The 24,294-nt window shown below is 64.2% G+C and carries 27 protein-coding genes; 9 read left to right on the forward strand and 18 right to left on the reverse strand.

The features are described 5' to 3' along the window. Window positions 1-77: 77 nt before the first annotated feature. The 13 genes from AC30PD_RS11175 to AC30PD_RS11235 all read right to left on the reverse strand — a co-directional run bounded on the left by AC30PD_RS11175 (window position 78) and on the right by AC30PD_RS11235 (window position 14,410). Complete coding sequence (locus AC30PD_RS11175) at window positions 78-1,274, reverse strand: GIY-YIG nuclease family protein (protein WP_489535723.1); 1,197 nt, start codon at window positions 1,272-1,274, stop codon at window positions 78-80. Further along, window positions 1,267-3,408 (reverse strand): DEAD/DEAH box helicase, encoded by a 2,142-nt coding sequence (locus AC30PD_RS11180; RefSeq protein ID WP_489535724.1) that lies wholly within the window; start codon window positions 3,406-3,408, stop codon window positions 1,267-1,269. Before AC30PD_RS11180 ends, AC30PD_RS11175 begins: the two co-directional genes overlap by 8 nt. After that, on the reverse strand, window positions 3,405-4,514 hold the full coding sequence (locus tag AC30PD_RS11185) for a PDDEXK nuclease domain-containing protein (protein WP_489535725.1): 1,110 nt from the start codon (window positions 4,512-4,514) through the stop codon (window positions 3,405-3,407). Before AC30PD_RS11185 ends, AC30PD_RS11180 begins: the two co-directional genes overlap by 4 nt. After that, window positions 4,511-7,318, reverse strand: a complete 2,808-nt coding sequence (locus AC30PD_RS11190; RefSeq protein WP_489535726.1) for a class I SAM-dependent DNA methyltransferase — start codon at window positions 7,316-7,318, stop codon at window positions 4,511-4,513. Before AC30PD_RS11190 ends, AC30PD_RS11185 begins: the two co-directional genes overlap by 4 nt. A gap of 121 nt (window positions 7,319-7,439) precedes the next feature. Next, window positions 7,440-7,649, reverse strand: coding sequence for a hypothetical protein (locus AC30PD_RS11195; RefSeq protein ID WP_489535727.1), 210 nt, complete (start codon window positions 7,647-7,649; stop codon window positions 7,440-7,442). 63 nt (window positions 7,650-7,712) lie between these two features. After that, entirely contained in the window at window positions 7,713-8,669 is a 957-nt protein-coding gene (locus AC30PD_RS11200; protein WP_489535728.1) for a relaxase/mobilization nuclease domain-containing protein, read from the reverse strand. 28 nt (window positions 8,670-8,697) lie between these two features. Continuing rightward, entirely contained in the window at window positions 8,698-9,258 is a 561-nt protein-coding gene (locus tag AC30PD_RS11205; protein ID WP_489535729.1) for a hypothetical protein, read from the reverse strand. Window positions 9,259-9,636: 378 nt separating this feature from the next. Further along, a complete protein-coding gene (locus AC30PD_RS11210; RefSeq protein WP_489535730.1) occupies window positions 9,637-10,080 on the reverse strand; it encodes a hypothetical protein in 444 nt (147 codons plus the stop codon). A 5-nt stretch (window positions 10,081-10,085) separates the two neighbouring features. Beyond that, entirely contained in the window at window positions 10,086-12,353 is a 2,268-nt protein-coding gene (locus AC30PD_RS11215; protein ID WP_489535731.1) for a copper-transporting P-type ATPase, read from the reverse strand. Between the two features lie 324 nt (window positions 12,354-12,677). Then, window positions 12,678-13,343: a methyltransferase family protein gene (locus AC30PD_RS11220; RefSeq protein WP_489535732.1), complete on the reverse strand. Its 666-nt coding sequence runs from the start codon at window positions 13,341-13,343 to the stop codon at window positions 12,678-12,680. Next, the gene (locus AC30PD_RS11225) at window positions 13,330-13,566 is read right to left on the reverse strand and encodes a DUF2933 domain-containing protein (RefSeq protein ID WP_489535733.1); all 237 of its coding nucleotides are present in this window, start codon (window positions 13,564-13,566) and stop codon (window positions 13,330-13,332) included. The genes AC30PD_RS11220 and AC30PD_RS11225 overlap by 14 nt, the downstream gene beginning before the upstream one ends. A gap of 25 nt (window positions 13,567-13,591) precedes the next feature. Continuing rightward, complete coding sequence (locus tag AC30PD_RS11230; RefSeq protein WP_489535734.1) at window positions 13,592-14,023, reverse strand: hypothetical protein; 432 nt, start codon at window positions 14,021-14,023, stop codon at window positions 13,592-13,594. A gap of 129 nt (window positions 14,024-14,152) precedes the next feature. Next, the gene (locus AC30PD_RS11235; RefSeq protein ID WP_489535735.1) at window positions 14,153-14,410 is read right to left on the reverse strand and encodes a heavy-metal-associated domain-containing protein; all 258 of its coding nucleotides are present in this window, start codon (window positions 14,408-14,410) and stop codon (window positions 14,153-14,155) included. A 167-nt stretch (window positions 14,411-14,577) separates the two neighbouring features. Between AC30PD_RS11235 and cueR the strand changes: the two genes are divergently transcribed. From cueR to AC30PD_RS11260, 5 genes are all read left to right on the forward strand, one after another. Continuing rightward, window positions 14,578-15,030, forward strand: a complete 453-nt coding sequence (cueR, locus tag AC30PD_RS11240) for a Cu(I)-responsive transcriptional regulator (protein ID WP_489535847.1) — start codon at window positions 14,578-14,580, stop codon at window positions 15,028-15,030. A gap of 92 nt (window positions 15,031-15,122) precedes the next feature. Then, on the forward strand, window positions 15,123-15,530 hold the full coding sequence (locus tag AC30PD_RS11245; RefSeq protein WP_489535736.1) for a hypothetical protein: 408 nt from the start codon (window positions 15,123-15,125) through the stop codon (window positions 15,528-15,530). A gap of 113 nt (window positions 15,531-15,643) precedes the next feature. Further along, entirely contained in the window at window positions 15,644-16,132 is a 489-nt protein-coding gene (locus AC30PD_RS11250) for a cupredoxin domain-containing protein (protein ID WP_489535737.1), read from the forward strand. Next, entirely contained in the window at window positions 16,129-16,602 is a 474-nt protein-coding gene (locus AC30PD_RS11255) for a DUF411 domain-containing protein (protein WP_489535738.1), read from the forward strand. The genes AC30PD_RS11250 and AC30PD_RS11255 overlap by 4 nt, the downstream gene beginning before the upstream one ends. Beyond that, on the forward strand, window positions 16,599-16,940 hold the full coding sequence (locus AC30PD_RS11260) for a copper-binding protein (RefSeq protein ID WP_489535739.1): 342 nt from the start codon (window positions 16,599-16,601) through the stop codon (window positions 16,938-16,940). Before AC30PD_RS11255 ends, AC30PD_RS11260 begins: the two co-directional genes overlap by 4 nt. Window positions 16,941-17,289: 349 nt before the next feature. Here the strand turns inward: AC30PD_RS11260 and AC30PD_RS11265 are convergent, their stop codons facing one another. From AC30PD_RS11265 to AC30PD_RS11285, 5 genes are all read right to left on the reverse strand, one after another. After that, the gene (locus AC30PD_RS11265) at window positions 17,290-18,231 is read right to left on the reverse strand and encodes a ParB/RepB/Spo0J family partition protein (protein WP_489535740.1); all 942 of its coding nucleotides are present in this window, start codon (window positions 18,229-18,231) and stop codon (window positions 17,290-17,292) included. Further along, window positions 18,215-19,033 (reverse strand): ParA family protein, encoded by an 819-nt coding sequence (locus AC30PD_RS11270; protein WP_489535741.1) that lies wholly within the window; start codon window positions 19,031-19,033, stop codon window positions 18,215-18,217. Before AC30PD_RS11270 ends, AC30PD_RS11265 begins: the two co-directional genes overlap by 17 nt. A gap of 110 nt (window positions 19,034-19,143) precedes the next feature. Continuing rightward, window positions 19,144-19,500 carry a DUF7673 family protein gene (locus tag AC30PD_RS11275; protein ID WP_489535742.1) on the reverse strand — a complete coding sequence of 119 codons (357 nt, stop codon included), beginning with the start codon at window positions 19,498-19,500 and terminating at the stop codon, window positions 19,144-19,146. 113 nt (window positions 19,501-19,613) lie between these two features. Next, a complete protein-coding gene (locus AC30PD_RS11280; RefSeq protein WP_489535743.1) occupies window positions 19,614-20,465 on the reverse strand; it encodes a DUF932 domain-containing protein in 852 nt (283 codons plus the stop codon). Between the two features lie 66 nt (window positions 20,466-20,531). After that, window positions 20,532-21,032 (reverse strand): single-stranded DNA-binding protein, encoded by a 501-nt coding sequence (locus AC30PD_RS11285; protein WP_489535744.1) that lies wholly within the window; start codon window positions 21,030-21,032, stop codon window positions 20,532-20,534. Between the two features lie 991 nt (window positions 21,033-22,023). On the opposite strand from AC30PD_RS11285, the gene AC30PD_RS11290 reads away from it, so the two are divergent. The 4 genes from AC30PD_RS11290 to AC30PD_RS11305 are packed head-to-tail and all read left to right on the forward strand — an operon-like array spanning window position 22,024 to window position 24,283. Further along, window positions 22,024-22,338: a hypothetical protein gene (locus tag AC30PD_RS11290; RefSeq protein WP_489535745.1), complete on the forward strand. Its 315-nt coding sequence runs from the start codon at window positions 22,024-22,026 to the stop codon at window positions 22,336-22,338. Window positions 22,339-22,346: 8 nt separating this feature from the next. Next, window positions 22,347-22,724: a lecithin retinol acyltransferase family protein gene (locus AC30PD_RS11295; RefSeq protein WP_489535746.1), complete on the forward strand. Its 378-nt coding sequence runs from the start codon at window positions 22,347-22,349 to the stop codon at window positions 22,722-22,724. 43 nt (window positions 22,725-22,767) lie between these two features. Further along, a complete protein-coding gene (locus tag AC30PD_RS11300) occupies window positions 22,768-23,373 on the forward strand; it encodes a type IV toxin-antitoxin system AbiEi family antitoxin domain-containing protein (protein ID WP_489535747.1) in 606 nt (201 codons plus the stop codon). A gap of 7 nt (window positions 23,374-23,380) precedes the next feature. Further along, on the forward strand, window positions 23,381-24,283 hold the full coding sequence (locus AC30PD_RS11305; protein WP_489535748.1) for a nucleotidyl transferase AbiEii/AbiGii toxin family protein: 903 nt from the start codon (window positions 23,381-23,383) through the stop codon (window positions 24,281-24,283). Window positions 24,284-24,294 lie beyond the last annotated feature (11 nt).

The following is a 24,294-nucleotide window of genomic DNA, read 5'->3' on the forward strand; positions in this document are numbered from 1 at the left end:
CCGTGAAGTCGCAGGAGTACGTCGGCCGACTGCAAAGCGGATCTTGAGGGTGCGCCGACTCGGGAGTCGGCATGCATTTAGAGGCCCTTCGCGTCACTCGCCAGCCTAGCTGTCTGCGGGTCATAGACAAGCTCCGTGATCGTCCCGTCCCGAATACGCTCGACCGCCTCGTCGATCACGTGCATTGGCACGACGAACCACTCTCTCGGCTTCACCGGCTTGCCGAAACGATCCTCGATGGTGAGGTCGAGCTGCACGGTGCTGAACAGCCGATGGAAGATGTTCTCCATCCTGGTTCGGTTGAGGTTGTGCAGCCTGTACTCGGCCACGATCTCGACCGGGGCGAGCAGATATGTTGACTGGTTCTCGGCATCCGCGATGCGTGTCTCGACTTTGCCGCCAGTGACGCCGATCTTGTGAATCAGCATGCGGTGCTCGGACACGAACGGGTGCTTGGATAGGCTGCGCAACACATAGATCGTGCCGGACTCGATGTCGTCCGGTTCAGCGGCGTCACCGAACAGCGGGCCGGCATCCGGCTCGCTCAGCCGCCGCCCGTTGCCATCCTGGGTCAGCGCCCTTTGAAGCGACCGCATTAGCAGATTGCTTTCGGTCCCGTTGCCGTAGATGAGCCGCAGCCGCGCATCGGGCTGTCCGCTGCTGGTCTCGAACTCTTCACCCTTCTCAGCAACGTACGCGAACTGCCCGCCGACGATGAAGAAGTTCCCCTGATCAACACTGGCTTCGCCTTTGAACGGAATCGCCTTTCGTATGCAGTCGTTCAGTTCGCGCTCCGCGCGCTCGAACAGCGGCTGAAACTTGTCGAAGTCTTCGCACGGGGTGCGATCGGCGATCTCTTCCGCGACCTGTCTCTCTGCGAGAGAGCGCACATGGCGGAGCACGGTGATGTCGGTGTGGTCGGATGGGTCGCTGCTGACACCCAACTCGGCGAGCAAGGCATCCTCGTCCAGTTCGTTCACATCGATCTGCGTCGCTGGTGCTCCGGACAGGAGGCCGGGCTTGTCCAGCTCGGCCAGCAGTTCGTGCGCCTCCGGCAGCTTGCGAAGCTGATCCAGACGCATCGCGTACAGGCGCTCGAATATGTCGCGCCCCTCGCCATGCTGAGGCGCGCACTTATGCGCTTCGTGAAATCGGAGGATGTCCTCGAAGCCAGCGATGATGCGTTCTTCGCGCGGCGTGCGACCGCCGGCCTTTACGGGCGCGACTTCGACGCCCAAGGCCTCCAGCAGTTCGTCGTCGTCCAGGTCAGCCATTGCCTTTGGCTCCTTGCGCCTGGGCTGCCTTGGCCTGGGCGCGATAGCGCGCGAAAGCGGCCACACCCTCGGCCATCCTCTTTTCCCAGGCATCGGCTGAATTCATGTCCGGCACGCGGCCGCGCTCGTTCTTGAACTGCAGGGCACGCCTCGCCAGCTCGCGCGCATCGTCCTCGGTGATCTTGATGTTCTTGCCGGCGATGCTGGCCTGAATCTGGCGTAAGGACTTCTCGTCCATCGTCTTGGCCAGCACCGCATAGGCGGCCTCGAACGGATTGATGCGATCGATCAGATCGATGTCCAGGTCGCGCACGTTGATGAACTTCCGCACGCCTTCGATCAGGTCTGTGTTGCCCTTCGCGGGGGTGCCACCATCGTTGCCATCCGGCGTAGGGATCGGCGGCTGCGCCTGGTCAGGTGTGTCCAGCGCTAGCTTGGCCTGCTGGGTGATATTGATGACGGCAACGGCGTGTTGGCGCACCGCTTCCTGGTCGGCTTCGCTCAGCTCCGGGTAGCGCTCGCGCACGATCTTGCCCAGGCGCTCGATGGTCAGTTCCTCGGGAATCGTGTTTTCCCGGTCCAGCGTGCCGCGCTCGAGCGAAGGCTTGTCCTGGATGAAGGCAGCGATGACTTCGTTCAGGTCTTCCTTGCAGATGCGCTGGCCCTCCTTGCTCTTGGGCTTGGCCAGGCCGTTGATCTCGATGTGGATTTCGCCGGTCTCCTTGTTGACGCCCAGGTTCTTGCCGCCGTCCACATAGCCATCCTGGCCGTAGTCGAAGCCTTCCTGAGGGCCGGCGTTCCGCGGCGTGAACTCGTAGCGCGGGGCCAGCACCTGCTCCATCAGCAGGCTTGCGGATATCGCCTTGAGCATGTCGTTAACCGCCTCGGCGACCGCGGACTGCTCGGCCGTCGGCTCGGCGATCAAGTTGGTGAAGCGTGCGCGTTCCTTGCCATCGGCGTCGCGCGTGGCACGGCCGATGATCTGCACCACCTCGGTCAGGCTGCTGCGGTAACCGATGGTCAAAGCGTGCTCGCACCAGATCCAGTCGAAGCCCTCCTTCGCCATGCCGAGCGCGATGATGATGTCCACGTGGTCGCGGTCGTGCTTATGCGCAGGGTCCTTCAGCGCGCCCAGTACGCGGGCGCGCTTGGCAGCGTCGCTGTCGTCGACCAGATCGGCCACCTTCAAGGTGCGGCCATCTTTGGCGTCGATGAGGTGGAAGCCGGTCGTCGCGTCGATGCCCTTCCACTCGCCCAGTGCCTGCATGATCTCGTTGACCTCACGCTCCTTGTCCTTCAGGCTTTCGCGCGAGTTGACGCTCGGGATGTGGACGATGGTCTTGAGCGCCGGGTCCAGCACCTTCGCCACGGCATCAACGTAGCGGCCCGTGTAGAAGAAGTAGCCGATGTCCAGTGATTTCAACCACTGGTAGCCATTGAGCTGTTCGTAGTAGGTGTAGGTGACGGTCTCGAACTTGCCTTCGTCGGTAGGCCCCAGCACCGCCTCGCTGTCACCGCGGAAGTAGGAGCCTGTCATCGCGACCACATGCACCTTGTCGCGGGCGATGAAGGCGCCCAGCTGGCTGCCCAGCTTGTTGTCCGGGTTGGCGGAGACGTGGTGGAACTCGTCGATGGCGATCAGGCGGTTGTCGAACGCCTGGATGCCCAGTTCCTCGACCGCGAAACGGAAGGTCGCGTGGGTACAGACAAGCACCTTGGCGTCGCTCGCGAGGAACTTCTTGACCGCCTCGACCTTGGACTTGGCGATGCGCGGTTCGTCGATGCCCGGCGCGTTGCACAGGTTCCACTGCGGCGCGACCGTCCAGTCCCAGTAGAAGCCGTGCTGGGTCAGGGCTTCATCGGCGAAGCTGCCGCCGATCGATCGCTCCGGCACCACGACAATGGCCTGCTGAATGCCCTGGTTGTGCAGCTTGTCCAGCGCAATGAACATCAATGCCCGGCTCTTGCCCGATGCCGGTGGCGACTTGATGAGCAGGTACTGCTCACCGCGCCTGGCATAGGCACGCTCCTGCATCGTGCGCATGCCCAGTTCGTTCGCTTTGGCAGAAGCGCCAGTGCGTGCCGTGGTGATGGACACCGACGGCACGGTGTAGGTGTTGATCGGGTTTGTCATGATGCTTTGTCGTCCTCAACCGAGTTGTCGGTGCTATCGAACCCGCCCAGTTCACGCTCGATCTGCTCAATGCTCGGCAGGCTGGTTTGCAGCTCGGGCGGCAAGGACTCCACCAACTGGTACTCGGCCACGCCCATGGGTTGAGTGTTGTTGCGCAGCGCGTATTCCGCCACGACCTTGTTCTTGTTCTTGCACAGCAACAGCCCGATGGTGGGGCTGTCCTGAGGATGCTTCACCTGGGCATCCACAGCCGTCAGGTAGAAGCTCAATTGCCCCAGGTGTGCGGGCTTGAACTTGCCGGCCTTGAGCTCGATCACCACATAGCAGCGCAGCTTCAGGTGATAGAAAAGCAGGTCGATGAAGAATTCATCACCCCCCACGTCCAGCAGCACCTGTCGGCCCACGAAGGCAAAGCCGGCACCCAGTTCCAGCAGGAACTCGGTGACATGCTTGACCAGCGCATGCTCGATGGCACGCTCGCCGGCCTCCCGCCCGAGGCCCAGGAAATCCAAGCGGTACGGATCCTTCAGCGACTCCCGGGCCAAGTCAGACTCCGGCCTGGGCAGCGTCAACCCGAAGTTCGTCACCGCCTGGCCGGCGCGTTCCAACAGGCGGGTTTCGATGTGGATGTTCAACACGTTGCGCGACCAGCCGTGGTCAATGGCGGCGCGGGCGTAGGCCAGTCGCTGCGCGCTGTCCTTCAGGCGCGTCAGCAGCACCAGGTTGTGGCCCCAGGGCAATTGTCCAACAAGCTGTTGGACGACTGCCTCATCCGGCCAGGCCTCGGCAAAGGCGCGCATGTACATCAGGTTGGCGCGCGAAAAGCCCTTCATGTCCGGGAAGGCCGTGCGCAGGTCGTGCGCCAGCCGGTCGATCACCTTCGCACCCCACCCCTGGGCTTGCTGGCGCGCCAGGATGTCGCAGCCAATCTGCCAGTACAGCGCCACCAGCTCGCGATTGACCGCCAGCGTGGCGCGCTGCTGGGCGGTGTGGATGCGGCCCTTCAGATCGGCCAGCCAATCGGCGTACCCCTCTGGCTGCGGGCTAAGGCCAGCGGGCAAATCGGATGCCGCCGAGAGAAGTGCCTTGCGCTTCGGCTTGCTCATGCAGCTTCCCTTCGAGCGGCCTTCTTCGATGGCGCTGCCTTGGTCTGCTTGGCTGTGCCCGGCCTCGCCACCATCTTGGTGTAGAGGTCGAACAATTTCTCCAGCCGCTCGGTGTCGTTCTTGAAGCGGCGGCCGATGTAGATGCGTTCCAGCACCTCGTCGTTGTACTCGTGGGCTTGGCGCAGGTTCTCCGGCATCGTGTCTGGATCGTAGAGGTCGGCGATCGTCGCGGGGAAATGGGCTTCGCGCGCAAGCAGGATGTTCTCGGCGCAGCGAGTCAGGTCGGCCTTGTTCTGCTCGGTCAGCAGAGGGACGGGGAAGGTGTTCCAGCCGAGGGTGTTGGAGTAGCGGTAGCGCGCTTCAAGCTTGCCACAGACGGTGGCAATCCATACGAGGTGCGTGCGAGAAGCAAGCAATGAAAGAGTCCACAAATCCGCGTTGAACAATACGAATGCGGCATTGGAGACGATCACACCCTTCGGACACCAGCTAACAGGGAGAAATTCCCTCGATTCAGAAGAGTGGCTCGGAACTAAGATTACCGACTCATTGCCGGTTTGACGCACCTGCTGAAACGCATATGAAGTTTTTGCGCCCGCATTGGTCAACGCCTTCTTACTGTTGGTGCGCATGTCGGCGACTCGATCAGCCCGCTCCCTTAAGGGCTGAATACTCATGGCCTCCTTCGCATTCTCCTCGTTGACCCAAACGCAAAATCTTGATCCGCCCTGTATCGCGTCGTGCGCGCCCAGATACGGCTTAATGAACGGTGCTGCATTCGGGTACTGCCGAGTGATTGCTCTGGCTTCAGTCGCGGTCAGGATCAAGTGCCCACCGTCAGCGGGCTTATTTCCGTAGGTCAGTTCCGCCAGCCGGCTCAGTGCCGCCGACCGCGCTTCAACTACCAAGTCCCTGTACGGCACCAAGTAGGCGTTGATGTTCTCGACATCTCGCCGCTTGATGCCCAGCGTACTGTCGTCTTCGAACAGCACAGCCTTGCTGCCACTCTTACTTCCGACACCCACGATCACGACGGTCACGCCTGCATTCTTTGCAGCCAAGTTGGCCCATTTGAAGGGCAGGTACGCAAAGTGAATGCGAAGGGCGTCGCCGAGTACGAGCGGCCATAGGCGGGCAACTTGCTCTCCCTGCGTGATCGAACTAGTGCTCACAAACGCGCACGCGGCTTTCGTCGCGTTCGCAAAGCGTGCGAACTGAATGAACCAACCCGACACATAGTCGAGCGATTTCCAACTATCCGTCCGAGCCGCGAGAAGCTTCTCCATGTCATCTTTTTGCGCACGGCTTTGTTCAGTACCGCCCTTGTACGGAGGATTCCCGCAGATATACGTCTCGCCACCTTCGTTCTCGAAGTCGATCTCTGCTTGTTCAAGTGGCGTCCCAAACAAGTCGTCTGCTGTCACCTTCACGCCGGTACCGGTAGGCGGGCAGATGGAGAGCCAGTCCAACCTGAGCGCGTTGCCACAAACGATCCAGTTCTCGGCTGAAAGCGGCAAGAACTCCGCTAGTGCATTCTTCTGCCCACGGTAGAGCACATCGCACTGAAACTCCGCAATGATGAGTGCCAGCCGCGCGATCTCCGCCGGAAAGTCGCGCAGCTCGATGCCACGGAAGTTGGTAAGCGGGATCTCGCTGCCGAAGTGTGACTCGACACGCCGACGGTTGATCTCCGCCTCGATCTCGCGCATCTGCTTGTAGGCAATGACCAGGAAATTACCGCTGCCACAGGCGGGGTCGAAAACGCGAATGCGCGCCATCCGCTTGCGCAGGTTCAGCAGCTTGATCTTGTTGTCTCCCGCGACCCCCAGCTGTGCGCGCAGGTCGTCCAAGAACAGCGGGTTCAGCACCTTCAGGATATTGGGTACGCTGGTGTAGTGCAGGCCCAGTTCACCGCGCTCCTCATCGTCGGCCACGGCCTGGATCATGCTGCCGAAGATGTCCGGATTGATCCGCTTCCAGTTCAGCGTGCCCGCATGCAGCAGGTAGGTGCGGGCCATGCGGTTGAAGCGCGGTGCGTCTGTGCTGCCGGAGAACAGCCCGCCATTCACGTAGGGGAACTGGTCAGCCCACGGACGCAGGCCCGAGGCGGCGCGGTCGGCGATCTTCACGTTCATCGCACGGAAGACTTCGGACAGCACCTCATGGGTGTTGCCGGCGTCGCGATCGGTCATCTGCTCCACGGTGCGCGTGAACAAGGCTTCGCCATTGAAGATGTCGGTGTCCTCGGCGAAGAAGCAGAAGATCAGGCGGGCCATGAAGTGGTTCATGTCCCCGCGGCGTTCGGCTCTAGCCCAGTCCGGGTTCTCGCGTAGCAGCTCAACGTACAACTTGTTCAGGCGGCCGGTGGCGCGCACGTCGATGGGGTTGTCCTTGATCTCCTTGATCGTGGAGATGCCGGCCAGCGGAAGGAAGAAGCCGAAGTGGTCGGGAAAGTCCGGGTAGTCGCAGGCGATGGTTTCGCCCGCAGTGAGGTCTTCGGCCTCGAGCGTCTGGCCGTCCGTGGCGAGGATGAACTTGGCCTTCCCTTTGTCGGTGGCCGGGCTGCGGCGCAGCGCATGCAGCCCGGCGCCGGTGGTGCCGGGCCGGCAGACGGCGATGTGGATGTTGTTGCGCTGGAGCACGCCGCCGGGCACGTCGGAGGCGTTGTTATTGCCGGCGCGAAGGCGCCTGAGCGTGGTGTCCTTGTTACCGAAAGCGGCCAGGAAGGCGAAGGGGAACTCAGCGGCATCAAAAGGCTGAAGCGCCAGGTCGGAGATAGCTTGTTCGATTTCTACGGCGTTCATGTGTGTGCGAGCGCTCCTCGGGCGCCGCAGCATAGTAGCAACCGCCACGCTGGGTCTGAGAAACAGCGCCTGGGGTCTTGGTCCGCTCACACAGCACCTCTTGGCGACAGCAGGGCGAGGCTTACGCCTCGGCGGCGCGCAGCTCAGCTATCGAAGCCACCCGAGCGCCGTTGACGAAGGCGTTTCCGTCGCGTACCTCGATCAGCATCGCTCCGAAGGCGCTTTGCCAGACGTAGCGCTGCACGCCCTCGCTGGCGAGGTCCAGTCTCGGTTGATCGTTGGGCTGCGCGCCAAGCAGCAGCTCGGGAATCAGTTGGTTCGGGGCGTTCATGGCATTCGTGGACCGTCGCGTTGGGATCGAGCGTGATACTGTACAAACGTCCAGCATGAAGCGCTACCGAATTCGATCCGCGCGCGCCGGCGTCGGCCGCGCCCCAAGGTCTCGCGTTGGCGCGGGCGCGGGCTGCTGTGTCATGCCGGAAGCAAAGGCCTCTATCGAGCGTGCAAGTTGCCGGTCTGTCTCGCTGCCAGTGGTGGCGAGAACGGCGGCAAGCTCTCGCCAGGTCTTCCGCGCCGCATCGCGGCTGGCCTTGCTCGCAGCACCGCGCTTTCCGGTCGCGGGAGTCTTCAGCAGTCGGCCGTCGTCACGCGCCTTGACCTGCCACAGATCCGGATAGTGCCGCGCCACACCGCGCGTCGCCTGCCGCGTCGCCTCGGCCTCGATCCCACGCTCGCGGAGCTTCGCAGCGAAGGTCTCGCGCCAGTGGTGCAGGTCGGTCTTGCGCGGGTTCAGGCGCTTGCCGTGCTTGGACTCCGCCCGCACGCTGACGTGCACGTGCGGGTTGGCCTGGTGGTCGTGCAGCACCATCACGTACTTGTGGTCTGCCAGTTCGATCTGCGCGAACTCCCGCGCCGCTTTCTGCACGATCAATGGATCGGTCCGGCGCGGCATCGACAGCATGATGTTGAAGGCCTCGCGTCGGTCGCCGATATCGTCGATCAAGGTGCCGCCGAAACGCCAGTCTTCGGCCAGCTCAGGCAGCGTGTCCTTGCCACGCATCGTCTCGCCGCGCTCGTCTTCGATGTCGAGGCGGCCGTTCTTGCTGATGTAGCGAAAATGAGCGGCGATCGCCTTCATGCCGCGACCGCCCCCTGTGACCTTGACCATCACCTGCGGCGCACGGCGCACCACCGTCGCCTCGATGCGTTCACGGATTGCAGCGGCACGTTGTCGCGCGGCGTTGGCGCCCAGTTTGGGTTGCGGCTTCGTCTTGACAATTCGGTTGCCGGGGTAGAAGAGCCGGTCGCCCCATTGGATGAGGACGCCGTCGATGTTCGGTGCTTGAGACATGAGGTTCTCCAGTCGATCACGTGATGGGTTAGTTCGACACGCCGGCGCGGCGGCTGCGCGGCCGCAAATCGGTCAAGACGCCGGAGGCCAGGGACAGGTGGTTGCGCACGTCGCCGGCCAGCGTGTCGAGCCGCTCGCGGTACTCCTGAGCGGCGCGCACGTTGCCTTGGCGCAGCAACGAGGTTAGGTGGTGGATGTCGCGGCTGAGGGTCGAGAGCTCGGCGCTGGACGCGATCAGGGCCGCGATGTGTGCGTCGCGGCTCGCACCACCGAGCAACGCGGGCACGCCCGCCACAAGGCCTGCCACAAAGGCGCCGGGAGCAAGCCCGGCCTGACGCGCTGCTGCAAGGGTGGCGCTGGCCTCCTCGCGGCTCATGCGCAGCGACAGCCTCACCCGGTCCCCCATCGGCAACGGGGCGCCCGCTGCGACGTGATCAAGGCTCGACGGTTCAATCCGACCGAGGGCGTCGATCAATGCGTCCCGGACCAGTCCGGAAGGCGAGACGCCTCGGGCACGAGCACGCTCGAACAGCGGGGCCTTCAAGCCGCGCAAGTCGACGCTGATTCGATCTCTCGACGAGGGTGTCATGCCCGAGCCTCCTGACATGCGGCGCGTGTCAGACACCGGCGCCACCGCGCCTATCTCTGCACTCACCTACGCATTTATATTCGTCCCTAATCGAGGTCACCAAACCGATGATTTAGGGCGAAGAATCATCGTCAAGCCGAGGGCTGGCGCCTCACTTGTCAAGCAGCTTGACAACGGCGCTGAGCTCGGCGTGGCGCGCTCGAGGTTGTTCAACGTGTCGGCGTCGCCCTGTCCGCTTCACCCGATGGTGAGTTCATCCTGTCGGCCAATATCTGACCGTCACAAATGGCAGCAATCTTCGAGCGCGAGGCGCGCGGCATCGCACCGTTGCCCATGAAGTCAGCGGCAGCAGCCCTCGAGGCGCTTTGACCGGAAGCTTCAATCACCGTGTGGACTTCGGCCTGCGATATGCAGAAGGCAGCCTGCGAGCCAGACCATCACCGGGGCTAGCAACAACCATCTGAAATCGGAGTTCAGCGCGAAGTTGGCAACGCTCATGAGGGCCACCGTCAGCGCTCCCGTGAGCGCGATTACCCATGTCGTGCCCTTCAACCCTACGGGCATCGCAACCAAGCCAGTGAACACAGTGAGAACGCCTGTGCCTGCGATGAATCCGCCCATAACTGCGAACACGCGATGCAACCAGTGTTCGAGACCAGGCAGGGCCGCCCGAACCTCAGCTAGTGAAGTGCCGATGAAGCGTGTGTCTTCTGGCAATAGGGCCGGCCGCAGCAACATGAAGTAGAACCCCAGGCCAATGAGCCACATGCCGCAGGCCGCGATGAGCCACTCCGCCAGCCCGCGACGACCGAGGCCCTCCATCTCAGCTACTCCAGCTTCAGCGCTCGGAGGCGAAGCGCGTTGCCGATCACGCTGACCGATGACAGAGCCATCGCCGCCGCGGCAACGACGGGCGACAGCAAGAGCCCGAAGAATGGATAGAGCAGCCCGGCCGCAAGGGGGATGCCGGCGACGTTGTACGCGAAGCTGAGCGTCAGGTTCTGACGGATGTTGCGCATCGTCGCTTGCGACAAGGTCCTCGCCCGAACGATGCCCATGAGATCGCCCTTGAGCAACGTGATGCCCGCGCTCTCCATGGCCACGTCGGTGCCGGTGCCCATAGCGATGCCGACCGTGGCGGCGGCCAGGGCGGGCGAATCGTTGACGCCGTCACCTCCCATGGCCACGACCCGACCTTCTTTCATCAATCGCTGCACGACCGCGACCTTGTCTTCGGGGAACACCTCGGCAACCACCTCGTCGATGCCGAGCTGCTTGCCAACCGCCAAGGCCGTCGTCTTTCCATCACCGGTCAGCATCACGATGCGAATGCCAGCGGCCTTCAACGCCTGAAGTGCCTGCGGCGTCGTGGCCTTGATGGGGTCTGCGATGGCGACGAAGCCGGCGAGCTTGCCGTCGACGCCGACGAAGATGACGGTGGCCGCCATGGAGCGCTGTGCTTCCGCGGCCTCGTTCAATGGCGCCGCATCGACGCCACTCTCGGCCAGGAACTTCGCACTCCCGGAAACAACCCGATGTCCGTCGACCGTGCCGACCACGCCCTTGCCGACCGGCGAGTCGAAATCGGTGACGGCCGACAGGTTCAGCTTGCCCTCCTGCGCGGCGTTGACGATGGCCATGGCCAACGGGTGTTCGCTGGCCCGCTCCACGCTCGCGAGCTTCTGCAGCACGTCGTCCTTGCTGAACCCCTGGGCCGGTTCGATTTGAACGACCTTCGGACGACCTTCGGTCAACGTCCCGGTCTTGTCGAGCACCAGCGTGTCGACCTTCTCCATGCGTTCGAGCGCCTCCGCATCGCGAATCAGCACGCCATGCTGAGCGCCCTTGCCGACACCGACCATGATGGACATCGGCGTCGCCAGGCCCAGCGCACACGGACACGCGATGATGAGGACGGCCACTGCCGTGACGAGCGCGTAGCTGAACGCCGGCGAAGGTCCCCAGACCAGCCACACGACGAAGGTGAGCGCCGCAATCAGGATGACGACCGGCACGAACCAGCCGGCCACCTGGTCGGCCATCCGCTGGATGGGTGCGCGGCTGCGCTGTGCCGCCGCCACCATGTGGACGATTTGCGAGAGTAGCGTATCCGCGCCGACCTTCTCTGCGCGCATCACGAAGCCCCCGGTCTGGTTGAGCGTTCCAGCGGTCACTTTGGAGCCTACGGTCTTCGCGACCGGAATGGGTTCGCCGGTGACCATCGACTCGTCGACGTTGCCTTTGCCGTCGGTGAGTTCGCCGTCGACGGGCACCTTCTCGCCAGGTCGGACGCGCAGGAGGTCGTTGACCTGGATGGCATCGACCTGAACGGTTTCGTCGGTGCCGCCGGCCTTCACCTTGACTGCGGTTTTCGGCGCCAGGCCGAGCAGCGCCTTGATGGCCCCCGATGTCTTCTCGCGCGCTCGAAGTTCGAGCACCTGGCCCAGCAACACCAGCACGGTGATGACGGCGGCGGCCTCGAAGTAGATGGCGACAGCGCCATCGGCCATGCGCAGGTTCGCAGGGAACAACTGCGGCGCAACCGTGCCGACGATGCTGTAGAGCCATGCCGCACCCGTGCCCAGGGCGATGAGCGAGAACATGTTCAGGCTGCGGTTCTTGACCGATGCCACCGCACGCACGAAGAACGGCCATCCCGCCCACAACACGACCGGGGTACCCAGCAGAAGCTGAACCCAGTTGGAGGTCTGCTGGGCGATGAGATGGTGAATGTTGAAAAGGTGCCCACCCATCTCCAGCGCGAAGACCGGTACCGTCAATGCTGTCCCAACCCAGAGGCGCTTGGTCATGTCGCGCAGCTCCGGGCTTTCTCCCTGGTCTGCCGTCGCCAGGACCGGCTCGAGACCCATGCCGCAAATTGGGCAGTTGCCCGGGCCCATCTGTCGCACCTGCGGGTGCATCGGGCAGGTGTACTCGACCTCGCTCTGGTCGCCCTTGGGCGTGGGCTTGGTCGCTGCGGGCGCGTGAGCTGCGTGGCTGTGGTCGTGATGGTCACCGGCCATCACCGTACCGTCCGGCATCACATGCGAGCCGTGATGCGCATGGTCGTGGGTCGTTTCCGTAGTGCTTTGCATGGCGCTCTCCAGTTCTTGTTTGCAGTTTGAACCTTCCCGTCGTCGGAAAGTCAAGCGGAGCGCTATCGAGAGGCCATGCCGACAACTATCCAAAGTCCGAGCGCGGCCAGACAGGCCCAGCACAGCCAGAAGAGAACGCGCTCCCACCAAAGGGGCGCTCCCTCGCGGCCTTCGAGCCTGTTCTTCAACGTCATGCCCAGCCCGTGGACCAGAAGGCCTGCGACAAGCAGAGGAACAGCGTAGGCCTGAAAGGCAGCTGGCCCAACCAGCGCGAGGCCTGCGCCCAGAACGATGGCGCCGAGCCCCGAGGCGAGGTCGGCCCCTTTAGTGGCTGTTGACCGGCCGTGCACGGTCATCCTTCGAGAAGTGCGGAATGAACCGGGGCGTCACAGCCGCGTAGGCTCGCCATGCATCCCCGAACACCTGCTCGGAGTCTCGTTCCTCCGAGATGGCCAAGCGCACATACATCACGACCAGCACCGGGAACATCGCCAGTGTCAGCAACGTCGGCCACTGCAGCAGGAAGCCGAACATGATGGCGACGAAGCCGATGTATTGCGGGTGTCGCACAAGCCGGTATGGGCCTGCGGTCGCGACTTGATGTCGCCTTTGGGCGTGATACAGCACGTGCCAAGCCTTCGAGAGCAGCATGAAGCCGGCGAAGAGGACGACGACGCTCAGGATGTGGAGGACATCGAGGTGAGGATTTCCGTGCTGCCCCGTCACCAGCCACCAAAGGTGGCCGGCTTCATGACCGAACAAGTTGACGCCGGGGAACTTCGAACCCAGCCAGCCCGAGAAGAGGTAGATGGTCAGCGGGAAGCCGTACATCTCCGCAAACAGCGCCACGATGAAGGCCGCGTACGCGCCGAAGCTGCGCCAGTCGCGAAAGGTGGTCGGCTTGAAGAAGCTGTAGGCGAACCCGACGAAGATGACTGTGTTCAGTATCACCAGCCCCCGAGGGCCGTAGGCGTTGTCAGCGGCGTTCATCGTTGCCTCGCTCGCTGCGGCCGTGGCCGCCATGGTGGTGGCCGTGGTGCATGAACACGTGCATCAGCGGGCACGCCAGCAGGAACGCAAACGGCAGGGCGCCCAGCACGTGGGCGCGGTGCTCCGTGAACAGCAGGAAGCCGCCAACGGCGACGACGACGAGGAGCGCAATTCCCGCGCGCGAGCGCCAGAACGGTGGGGGCGCGAGGTCGGTCATGTCCATGTCGACGCTCCGGTCGGACGCAGCTCTACTTGGCCGCCGGGGGCTTCATCCCGTCGCGGTCCATCATCATCTGCATCATCATTTCCATCATGTCCATACGGCGTTTCATCATCTCCGGGTCCATGCGCATCCCGCCCTTGCCGTGTTCCATGCTCTTGCCATCCATCATCCCGCCCCGCATCTGGCCCATCATCCCCATGCCGTCGTGCATGGTCTTCATGTGGTCCTTCATCAGCGCGGCGCGCTCCTCAGGCGTCTTCGCAGCAGCCATCTTCTGATGCATCTCCTGCATCATCTTCATCTGCTGGTCGTAGGCAGCAGGCGCCGGTGCGCCTGCGATCCCGGCCGGATGGTGGGCCGCGTGTTCGTCGGCCTCCTTCGACGCGCTGCCTGGCATGGACGTACACCCAGCCAGCAAGGCCACCGCGAGAGCGCTCAAACCGATAACGAGTTTCATGGTCTTCTCCGTGTGTGTCGGGCGCACATGCAGTGGCCCACTTCGACAGATTGCGCGTGGCCAGCGCTCCAACCGTTGATGCAGATCAAGTCACAGGCCGGAAAGTGAAAGGGCCAAGGGCTGTGCCGGTCAGCCGCAGCAGCATCCCTTGCGCGGCGCTGCCTGTGTCGGCCGAGCCGCTCCGCCCGCGACGACGACCGGCGTGAACCCCGCTGTCTCGATCGCGTCGCCCAGAACCGCCACCGTTGACGCGGTCTGCTGAATCTGCACGCGGTGGGAGGCCAGGTCGACCTGGACCTTGGCGCCGGGGTCGACGAACGCCACCGCCTTGGTGATGGCGCTGACACAGTGACCGCAGGTCATGTCGTTGACTTCGAAAGTGACCATTTAGCTCTCCAGTTGGTTTTCGATGGACCAACTGTCGACCTTCCCACCATGGGAAGGTCAAGCGGTTTCGACACGATGCGCCGAAAAAGTGGTCTTGCCTTGACATTGCCATAGTGGGAAGGTCTAGACTGTTCGCGGTGTTGGCGTCCCCAAGGAGCACGGTCATGATGAACATCGGCGAAGCAGCGAGCACATCCGGCGTGTCGGCGAAGATGATTCGGCACTACGAAGAGCTGGGCTTGTTGCCCGAAGCCCGCCGCACGGAGTCCGGATATCGCCAGTACGAGCAGGCAGATGTTCATACCCTGCGGTTCATCCGGCACTCACGCGACCTCGGCTTCTCGCTGTCAGAAGTCGCGGAACTCGTGAGCCTGTGGCAAAACCGCCGGCGACCGAGCCGTCAGGTCAAGGCCTTGGCCGAAGCGCACATCAAGGAGCTTGAGCAGAAAGCGGCGGAAATTCTGGCGATGAAGTCCGCGCTCGAGCACCTCGTTCACTGCTGCCACGGCGACGAGCGGCCGGAGTGTCCCATCCTGGACGGCTTGGCCGCGGAGAGTGCCGTGGCAAACCGCGATGGTTCGTCGAAGCGGCGAGTCCCCACGACGCGCGCGGCCCATTGAGTCAACGGATAAGAAGCGAGGCTATACGGATGGAACGTCCACCAACCTGCGGGCACAGGCCAAATCGCAGGGTTGCTCGATAATCGCTGAACGTGAAACTCCTCCGCATCATCATCCTGGTCCTGCTCGCCATGCTGCTCCCCATCCGGGGCGCGGTGGCTGCGACCATGCTGTGCTCGGATGGTGAGGTCCCCGGCACGCCGGCCGTGGTCGCCGGGTACGACGACCACGACATGAATGCTGACCCTCAGATGCATGCGGACCACTCCACGGCGCACCATCACGCCAGCGAAGAGGCGCCTGACGCCGACAGTTCCTCGGTTGACCACCCGGCCACATGCCACTCCTGCGCGAGCGATTGCTGCATGGCTTCCATGGTCGGCACGGTGCCGTCCCTCGGTGGGCCCCGTCTGACCTCCACGGTCATCTTCCCTGCGCTCACCGCGCGCATCCCGGCCTTCCAATCGGACGGCCAGGAACGTCCTCCACGAACCACCTGACCCGAGCAGGCCTCCGCTGAGAGGCCGAACGAGGCTCGTGCGTCCATCGCACGGGAATTCCACCGCTGGCTTCGCGCCTGCGGTGCGTCAGATGAGTTTGAGAGAGATTCGTGATGAAGCTGAAAGCAATACTCTTCGCCGTGTTCACGGTCGGCGTGGACGGTGCGTTCGCCCACGGCGACGAGGAACACGCGGCACCTCGCAGGTTCGACGCACGCAAGGTCGAACCCACTGACTTCGGTCAGGAAGGCAATCCGAAAAAGGTCACCAAGACCGTCAAGGTCGAGATGACGGACACCATGCGCTTCACGCCGTCGGACGTGACTGTCAAGCGCGGCGAGACGGTGAAGTTCGTCGTGCACAACGACGGCAAGATCCTGCATGAGATGGTCCTCGGCACCAAAGAGGCCATTGCCGAGCACGCGGAACTGATGAAGAAGTTCCCCGAGATGGAACACGCCGACGCCAACATGGCCCATGTGAAGCCCGGCAAGTCTGGCGAAATCGTCTGGCAGTTCACCAAGCCCGGCGAGTTCAAGTTCGCGTGTCTGCAGCCCGGCCACTTCGAGGCGGGCATGGTCGGGAAGGTGGTTGTGAAATGAAGCGCCGCCACTTCCTGACAGCCCTGACCGCGAGCGCCGCAGTCACTGCACTGCCGGCCCTCGCTGCGAGGGCCTTGCCTTCGGTCGAAGTGTTCAAGAGCCCGACGTGCGGCTGTTGCGGCGCTTGGGTGGACCACTTGAAGGCAGCCGGCTTCCCCGTGAAGGTGACCGAGGTCGGCGACACCACCGTGCCTCGCAAACGCTACGGGCTCCCGGACAAATTCGGCAGTTGCCACACCGGCGTCGTCAACGGGTACGTCGTGGAGGGCCATGTGCCTGCGGACGACGTCAAGAGGATGCTGGCCATGAAGCCGGCTGCCATCGGCTTGGCCGTACCGGGCATGCCGCCGGGTTCGCCGGGCATGGAAGTCGGCAACCGCGAGGACTCGTACGACGTGTTCCTCGTCGACAGACGCGGTCAAGAGACCGTCTTTGCTCGCTACCCAAAACTCAGAAGGAGTCAGACATGAAGCTCATCCACATCCTCGCCGCCGCGGCTCTTGCAATCACGCTGACCGCCAACGCCCAATCCACCGCGGCCTCCGGAGCGGACCATGCGGCGCATCATCCTGCTGCCGCCGCCGCGCCTCAAAGCGAGGGCGAGGTCCGCAAAGTCGACAAGGAGCAAGGCAAAGTGACGCTGCGTCACGGCCCTCTTCAGAACCTGGACATGCCCGCGATGACCATGGTCTTCAAGGCCGCCGACCCGAAGCTGCTTGAGGGCCTCAAGGAGGGCGACAAGGTCAAGTTCACTGCGGAGCGCGTCAACGGCGTCATCGCCGTCACGGCCATCGAAGCTGCGAAGTGAGCCGACCCGTCATGCGGGCGAGCCAGACAAGAAAGAGACGTTGCTGGCCGCCATTCGCGAAGGCGAGTCCAGCGCTTCACAGTCGGTCTCCGGAGCTGCGCGACATTGATCGCTACCCTCGGCACGAACGCCACTTGGATTGGGCGCTTCCCATTGCAAGTGCTGGCGATCGGCGCCTGCGGCGTGCCTTGTGCGACCGCTTTTCGGAGCCATACACCAAGTGTCGACCGTCAACTTTGGCTCACTTGCTGCTGTTCGCCTCACCTGCCGAAAGCAGACTCCCAACCTTTCTATCAGCGTCGGAACTTCGGTCGTTCTCTGGTCAGAGCCGGGCAACCCGGCCGTCACACTAGCGACCGACAAAACCGCGCAGCTTCAAGGCCGAGGCAGGCGCGAGACGGCGCGGGCCACCCGCGAGCGGTCGCACGTACAGGTGTCCCTCTTGGGCCGGGGCCACCGATACGACGAGCTGGAAGTCCTGACCGTCGAACTCGACGTGCAGACGCTGGTTCGTCTGCTGATGTCGCACGCGCCGGTCAGTGGACGAAGGCAACGGAAGCGCGTCGAGCGGCGCTGCGGGTTCGTCACTCCTGGTCGCCTCCAACGACACCGGTGCACTGATGCCAGGAACGTCGCCGACAGCTTGCGACAGTTCGGCCTTGAACGTGGCGATGCGCTCGCGTGACAGCGGCTCAGGCCCCGAGGCCCAGGCCTCGACGCGCTGGGCATGCTCACCGTGCAAGCGGCGCAGCTCGTACAGCTCGGTCATCCCCTTGCAGCGGCCTTGCCGGTACGCATCGAGCAGCCAGTCGGGCGGCTCGATCAGTGCAGTGGCGAGCGTCACGTACTGACGGCTCTTGCCGAGTCGTCGCGCGATTTCGGCCTGGTTGTCGCCACTCGCCAGGCGCTTCTGCACGAACAACGCGATCTCCAGCGGCTTCAACCCTTCACGCTGTTCGTTCTCGATCACCTGGTCGTAGTTGTCGGCGGTCGTGTCGATGAAGGCCGGAATCTCTGTCAGGCCGGCCAGCTTGGATGCGCGCAGACGCCGGGCGCCGAAGTTGAGCACCCATCGGCCGGGTTGCTGTGTGCTTGGGCGCACCGAGATCGGTTGCCGCACGCCACGGTCACGGATCGTTGCGGCCAGTTCCAGCAAGCCGTTCGCATCGAACTCGTGGCGCGGCTGCTCGGGGTCTTCGTCAATGCAATCGAGCGGCAGCAGCATCGGCCGTCCGGTCGCATCCGGCGCGGGCTCGTCCAGCGCGGCCAGATCGTCAAGCTGCAGGGGCATGTTCGTTCTCCCGCGCGGTGAGCACCGCAGCGATTCGCGCGATCCCGGGCTCGATCTCTTTCCACGCATCGCGCGCGGCGGTCTTCTTCATTTCCCACAGCACGGCGCCGCTCGCCTGGGCTTCAGCGATGGCCGAGCGCCGGGGCACGAACGCGAACTCACCGGGGCCGGTGCCGACCTGGATCATCAGCGGGCGGTACTGCTGGATCACCTGCACGAAGTTGGCCTTCTGAAACGGCGTCGGCTCCACCATCGTCGGCAGCAGGCCGATGAGTTGCAGCTTCGGGTTCAGCACCGCCTTGATCTTGCGCACACCGACGCGGTCGTGATTCAGCAGCCAATGCACGCCGTCCATCGCCTCTTGGTTAAGCTGGATCGGCGACAACACGAAGTCGGCCGATGCAAGCGCAGCGATCAGCCGGATGTCGGGATTCGGATTCGTGTCGATCACGCACACGTCGAACTGCGCATCCACACTCGCCAAGAATGCGCGGAAGGCCCGCGCGAACGGCGTGTGCATGGCGGGCTGGCGTTCCAATCCCAGCAGCGCCCGGTCGCTGGGCACCAACACGAACGGCTTCGGCGGCAAGCTGCTGACGCTGCCGGTCATCAACACGTCGGCCGTGCACGCAGCCACGGCGGTGCGCTCGGACATGCGCAGCGGTTTGCTGAAGTTACCCTGGTGGTCGAGGTCGATCGCCAGCACGCGCTGGCCGTGCTGCGCGAAGTAGTGAACCAGCAGCGTGGCGACGGCGGATTTGCCGACGCCGCCTTTCAGGTTCGCGAGAACGAGCGTCTTCATGGGTCGGTCTCCTCAAACTCAAACGCGCCCAGACACGCAAACGCCGGCCCGAGGATCGAGCCGGCGCGGTGTGGGGAAGTCGAGGGGCCGGCATGCGGACCGGCGGCGTGTCAGCCGTCGTCCGGCCATTGCAGGCCCCAGCGGTCGATGACAGACCGCACACGCGCCTCGCCGTCAGGCACGAGCGTGTACAGGTCGGCGCGGGCCCAGCGCAGCGCATCGAGACAGCGCAGCATGTCGTCGCTGATCTCGATGTCGAGCGCGCGAAGGTCGAACAGGTCGAAGGCGAACGCCTGCCCGTTATAGGTCGCGGCGATGAACTGCACGACGCGGACGATCTGGCCCGAGTTGCGCTGCTCGGCCAGCGCCAGCAAGCGGGCGAAAGCCTGCGCGCCGGTGGCGGTGGCGTCGCGCGAACGCGGCTCGAACGAATCCAGCGCGTCGATGAGGGCGTCGGGTTGGGTCATCGCGTGACTCCTGTTGCGAACGACAAGGGTCGGACGCCGGCCCATGATCGGGCCGGCGTCGGTCCGGTGACGCGATGACTTTTTGCTAAAAATCATCGCGTGGAACGGCAAGGTCAGCGCTTGATCTTGCGCATCTCTTCGGCCAGCACCCACAGCGCGCGGTTCAGGCTCACGCCCCGGTCGATGCTGCCGACAGCACGGGTATGAATGCGCCGGCCTTGCACGCTTCGGCCGGGCTGGCCGCCGCGCAGCGTGTTCTCCTGCACGCGCTGGAAGGTCGTCCACAGGCTGTGCCCCAGGTCTTCGGGTCGGCGCGCCTCGATCAGCTGCTCGGCCGTGATCGGTGGCGGCGGTTGGTCCTCGGTGCGTTCGCCGAAGCGCAGCGCCAGCGCAGCCGTCGCGAAAGCGTGTTCCTCTTCGGGCTGCAGCGTCAGCGCCTTCATGCCTTCGGTCGAAGCGTCCACGGCCTCGAAGTCTTCGAGCACGCGGAACGCGCCTTCGATCACCTCGCCCTGAATGTTGCCCTTGTGCGGAATGCGGATGTCGTTGGACACGTTGCCGACGACAAGACCGTTGCAGCAGACGAAGCGAAAGACGCCAGCGAGCATCTGGTACGAACTGGCGCCGTCGTGACTGTTGATCAGGATGATTTCGTTCGCCTCGGGCTTGGTGCTGACGTGGCCCGCGTGGCGCATGCGGATCATGTGCTTGGTGAACTCGGCCTTGCCTTCGACGCGGCTCTGTCCCTGCGCCACCATGAAGGGCTCGAAACCTTCCTTGCGCAGCCCGCGCAGCACGTCGATGGTCGGGATGTAGGTGTAGCGCTCGGAACGGCTGGCGTGCTTGCCTTCGGCGAACACGGACGGTGCCGCGTTGCGCATCTGGTCTTCGGACAGCGGCGCGTCGGCGCGCAGCACGCGGGTGTTGCGGGTAAAGCGCGTGGCGAGTGTGGGTGTTGAGTACATGTCGGTTCCTTCAATCAATGGAATGGATGTGAAGGGGCGGAACGCGAGGCGTCCCGCCCGGTGTGGTCAGAACGGGATGTCGTCGGTTTCCTCAGCGGCGGGCGCCTTCGCGGCGGCCTTGCGGCTGCGGGCCGGCTTCGTCGAACTGGCGCGCGGGGCCGGCTTCGCCTGCGGCACGGGCGCACCGTCATCGGGTGCCGAACCCTGCTTCGCACGGATCGCCTCGCCTTCGGCCTTGGTGTCGAGGTAGTCGATCTCTTCGGCCGTGAAAGCCATCGTGTAGACCGTCTCCCCGTCCTTGTCGTAGTTGTTGTTCTGCACCCGGCCCACCACGTTGACATGGCTGCCCTTGCCCAGGTACTGCACCGCGTTCTCGGCCTGCTTGCCCCACAGCGTCCACTGGATCGCGGTCGCCTCCTCGCCCCGGTTGTCGCCCGACCCGCGCCGGGTGTTGCTGATCGCGGTCAGCGTGGCCTTGCTGATCGGGCCGTCGCGGCCCTCCACGGTGTGCAGCCGGACGGTGCCGGCCAGGTGTGCATTGCGTTGCTCGACACGAACGAAAGCCATGATGGAACTCCTCATCGGAAGGACCAGCCGCATCCCGTCTTGGGCTGCTGGAAACTGATCCTTCTGCTCGGACTTCCTCGCTCCCGCCCACGGGCGGGCGGGGGGTGGGCACGGCCCCTTCCCTCACGGGAAGGGGTGGGGGATGGGTGGGGTTCTTCAGCAGCCGAAGCAGTGAGCCAGTTCGCCGGCCCACCGCTTGAAGATCCCCCCACAAGTCCCCCTCACACTTGACGGGGGCGCAGCTGGGGGGAGCGCGGTGGGACGACTGGCGCACGCGCTGCCCCGGGTTCGGGCGACGCAGCTTCGCGGCCGATGTGCCAGCTTGCCTGGCGCGGCGGTTGCAGCGAAGACGAACGCCCAGCCTCTGAGGTCCCGGCGCCCCTGCGGCCGACGTGACACCAAGCGCAGCGACTGGCGCGGCGGTCGAGCCGGGCCGATCACTTCATTGCATTCAATGCATTCAGCGGCCCGGCATCGGGCGTGGCGGGTGACCGGGGTGACGATCTGGCACGGGCGCAGCTTGCGGAGCAGAACGCAGCGCAGCGAAGTGGCGCGCAGCACGCGAGCACCGGGTCAGTTCGTCAAGCGGGCCTCGCGTTCACGTACCCGTGAAGGAGACAAGGCCCGCGATCCCCGGGCACGGGAACGGGCCGCTGTCGTCAACTCCGCAGGCGCAGCCGGCCTGGCCTGGCTGTTCGCGTCGCGATGAAGGCGCAGCCTTGATCGCTGCATCGGCGAGCGTACCGGTCAGGCCCACAGGGCCGCAGTCCGGCGCCACGCTGCGCGCCAGCGAGCGCGCTGGGTGGCGGCGAGCCCGCGTGAGGGATGGCCGCCCGAAGGGGCGAGACGCTGGGCTTTTGACAGCGGCTCGACGCGCAGCGCAACAGCCCGGCCCCGTGCAGCGGGGGACACGCCCAATCCCGTCGCCCCGCGCGAGGCCGACAGCACACCCTCGGTGGCAGCAGCAATGGCCTCGAACCACACTTTGCCAATGGACAAAACTAAGCTTTCGCTTAGTTTACGGGTTACTATTCAGCTTATGAACTCATTGCTCATCGCGGCGCTCAGACGCGACCTCGGACTCTCGCAAAGCGAGTTCGGTCAACTCTTCGGTGCCCATTCGATGACGGTCAGCAAATGGGAGCGCGCCGTCCTGTCGCCCAGCGCCTATCAGCAGGCGCTGATGCAGCAGTTTCGGCGAACAGCCGACGATCAAAAGGCGCAAGACCAGGACAAGGTGAAGAACCTGCTGGTCGGCGCCGGTGTGGTGGCAGCCCTGGTCTGGCTGCTGGGTTCCGGAAAGTGAGCATCGCGATGTACCTTCAACAGCCACCCCGCTTCGTCGGGCTTGTCTCCCGCGTCAAGCTGTCGGGTGCCGGCAGGCACGCAGGCGTCCTGCTGCCCGATGGCCAAGTCGCTCACATGACGCCTGACGGAGCCGCGATCGTCACGTTGAATGCGTTCTCACAAGGACGCCCGGTCCAGTTCGACAAACCGGCACCGGTCGAGTGCCATCATCAGCTTCACTGGCGCGCTCACCAGTCGGTTGGGCGCACTGCGCCGTATGACCTGTGGAATCGCAACTGCGAGCACTACGCCACCTGGCTGATGGGCGAAGAACCAAAGAGCCCACAGGTGACTGGCGCCGTTGCACTCGGGCTGATCGGCACCTTTCTCTGGCTGGCGAAATGACGCATGACTTGCCAATAAGTAATGCGTGTATTAAACTGACGGGGTGGCACTCACACAATCCCAACAAATCCTCGAACTCGCCCAGCGCCTGCCGCTGCTGAGCGCGGCCGACCTGCGAGCACGAGGCTGGTCACCACAGCTGCTCTTCAAGCTCGAACAAGGCGGCAAACTGCAGCGCGTCACCCGCGGCCTCTACAGCCTGCCGGACAGCCCGATCACCGAGCACCAGAGCCTGATCGAAGTCTGCCGACGCGTGCCCAAGGCCGTCATCTGCCTGCTCTCCGCACTTCAATTCCACGAGATCGGCACCCAGCTTCCCTTCGAAGTCTGGATCGCCCTGCCCGAGGCGACGCAGACGCCCGCCCTGGACAACCCCGCGCTGCGCATCGCGCGCCTGCGTGGCGAGGCCTACAGCGAAGGCATCGAGACTCTCGTTGAACATGGCTCAACGATCCGCGTCTACAGCGTGGCCAAGACCATCACCGACTGCTTCAAGTTCCGCCACAAGGTCGGCCTCGACGTGGCCCTCGAAGCGCTCAAGGATGCCTGGCAGCAACGAAAGATCGATATGAACCAGGTCACCCACTTCGCCAGGATCAACCGCGTCGAGAAGGTCATGCAGCCCTACCTTGAAACCGTGGTCGCATAGGCACCGCATGACGTCGAACCGCAGCGCCTCGGTTCTGGCCCGGTTGCTGAACCTCGCCAAGCAGCGCGGCGACGACTACAACCTGCTGCTGAACCGTTTCGCGCTCGAACGGCTGCTGTGTCGCGTCGCCGCCTCACCCCACGCCGACCGCTTCCTGCTCAAAGGAGCGCTGCTGTTCTCGCTCTGGTACGACCACCCTCACCGCCCCACGCGCGACGCCGACCTGCTGGGATTCGGCCCCGACGACGCCGTGACCTTGAGCGCCGCGTTCCGTGAGATCGCCGCCATCGACCTGGACGACGGCATTGCTTTCGAACCCGAGTCCGTGCGCGCTGACACGATCCGCGAAGACAACCGCTACGGCGGGCTGCGCGTGCGCCTGAACGGGCGCATCGCCAACGTGCGCTGCGCGCTGCAGATTGACGTTGGATTCGGCGACGCCGTCACGCCTGCGCCGCAGACCGTCGTGTTTCCCGTGCTGCTCGACGACCTCGCCGCGCCGACGCTCAGGGTCTATCCGGTCTACACCGTGATCGCCGAGAAATATCACGCGATGGTGATCCTGGGCCTGGCCAACACCCGCATGAAGGACTTCTTCGACATTGCCACCATCGCGCAGCGAACCGACCTGGACGGCACGACACTGGCGCAAGCCATTGCAGCCACCTTCGCGCGACGCGGCACCGGCGTGCCGAAACAGCCTCCGGTGGCGTTAACTCGCGAGTTCGGTGACGACGATGGCAAGCAACGCCAGTGGCATGCCTTCCTGCGGAAGAATCGCATCGCCGCCGGCGGCCTGCCCGAGACCGTCAGCTTGCTGCTCACACTGTTGTGGCCAGCGAGCCAGGTGGCCGCCAGAAACGACGGCGCCACCGCCGCATGGAAGGCCGGCGAACGGCGATGGCGCTGAGGGCCAGCGAC

The sequence above is a fragment of the Rhizobacter sp. genome (genome assembly GCF_032229685.1).
Lineage (GTDB): Bacteria > Pseudomonadota > Gammaproteobacteria > Burkholderiales > Burkholderiaceae_C > LMDS01.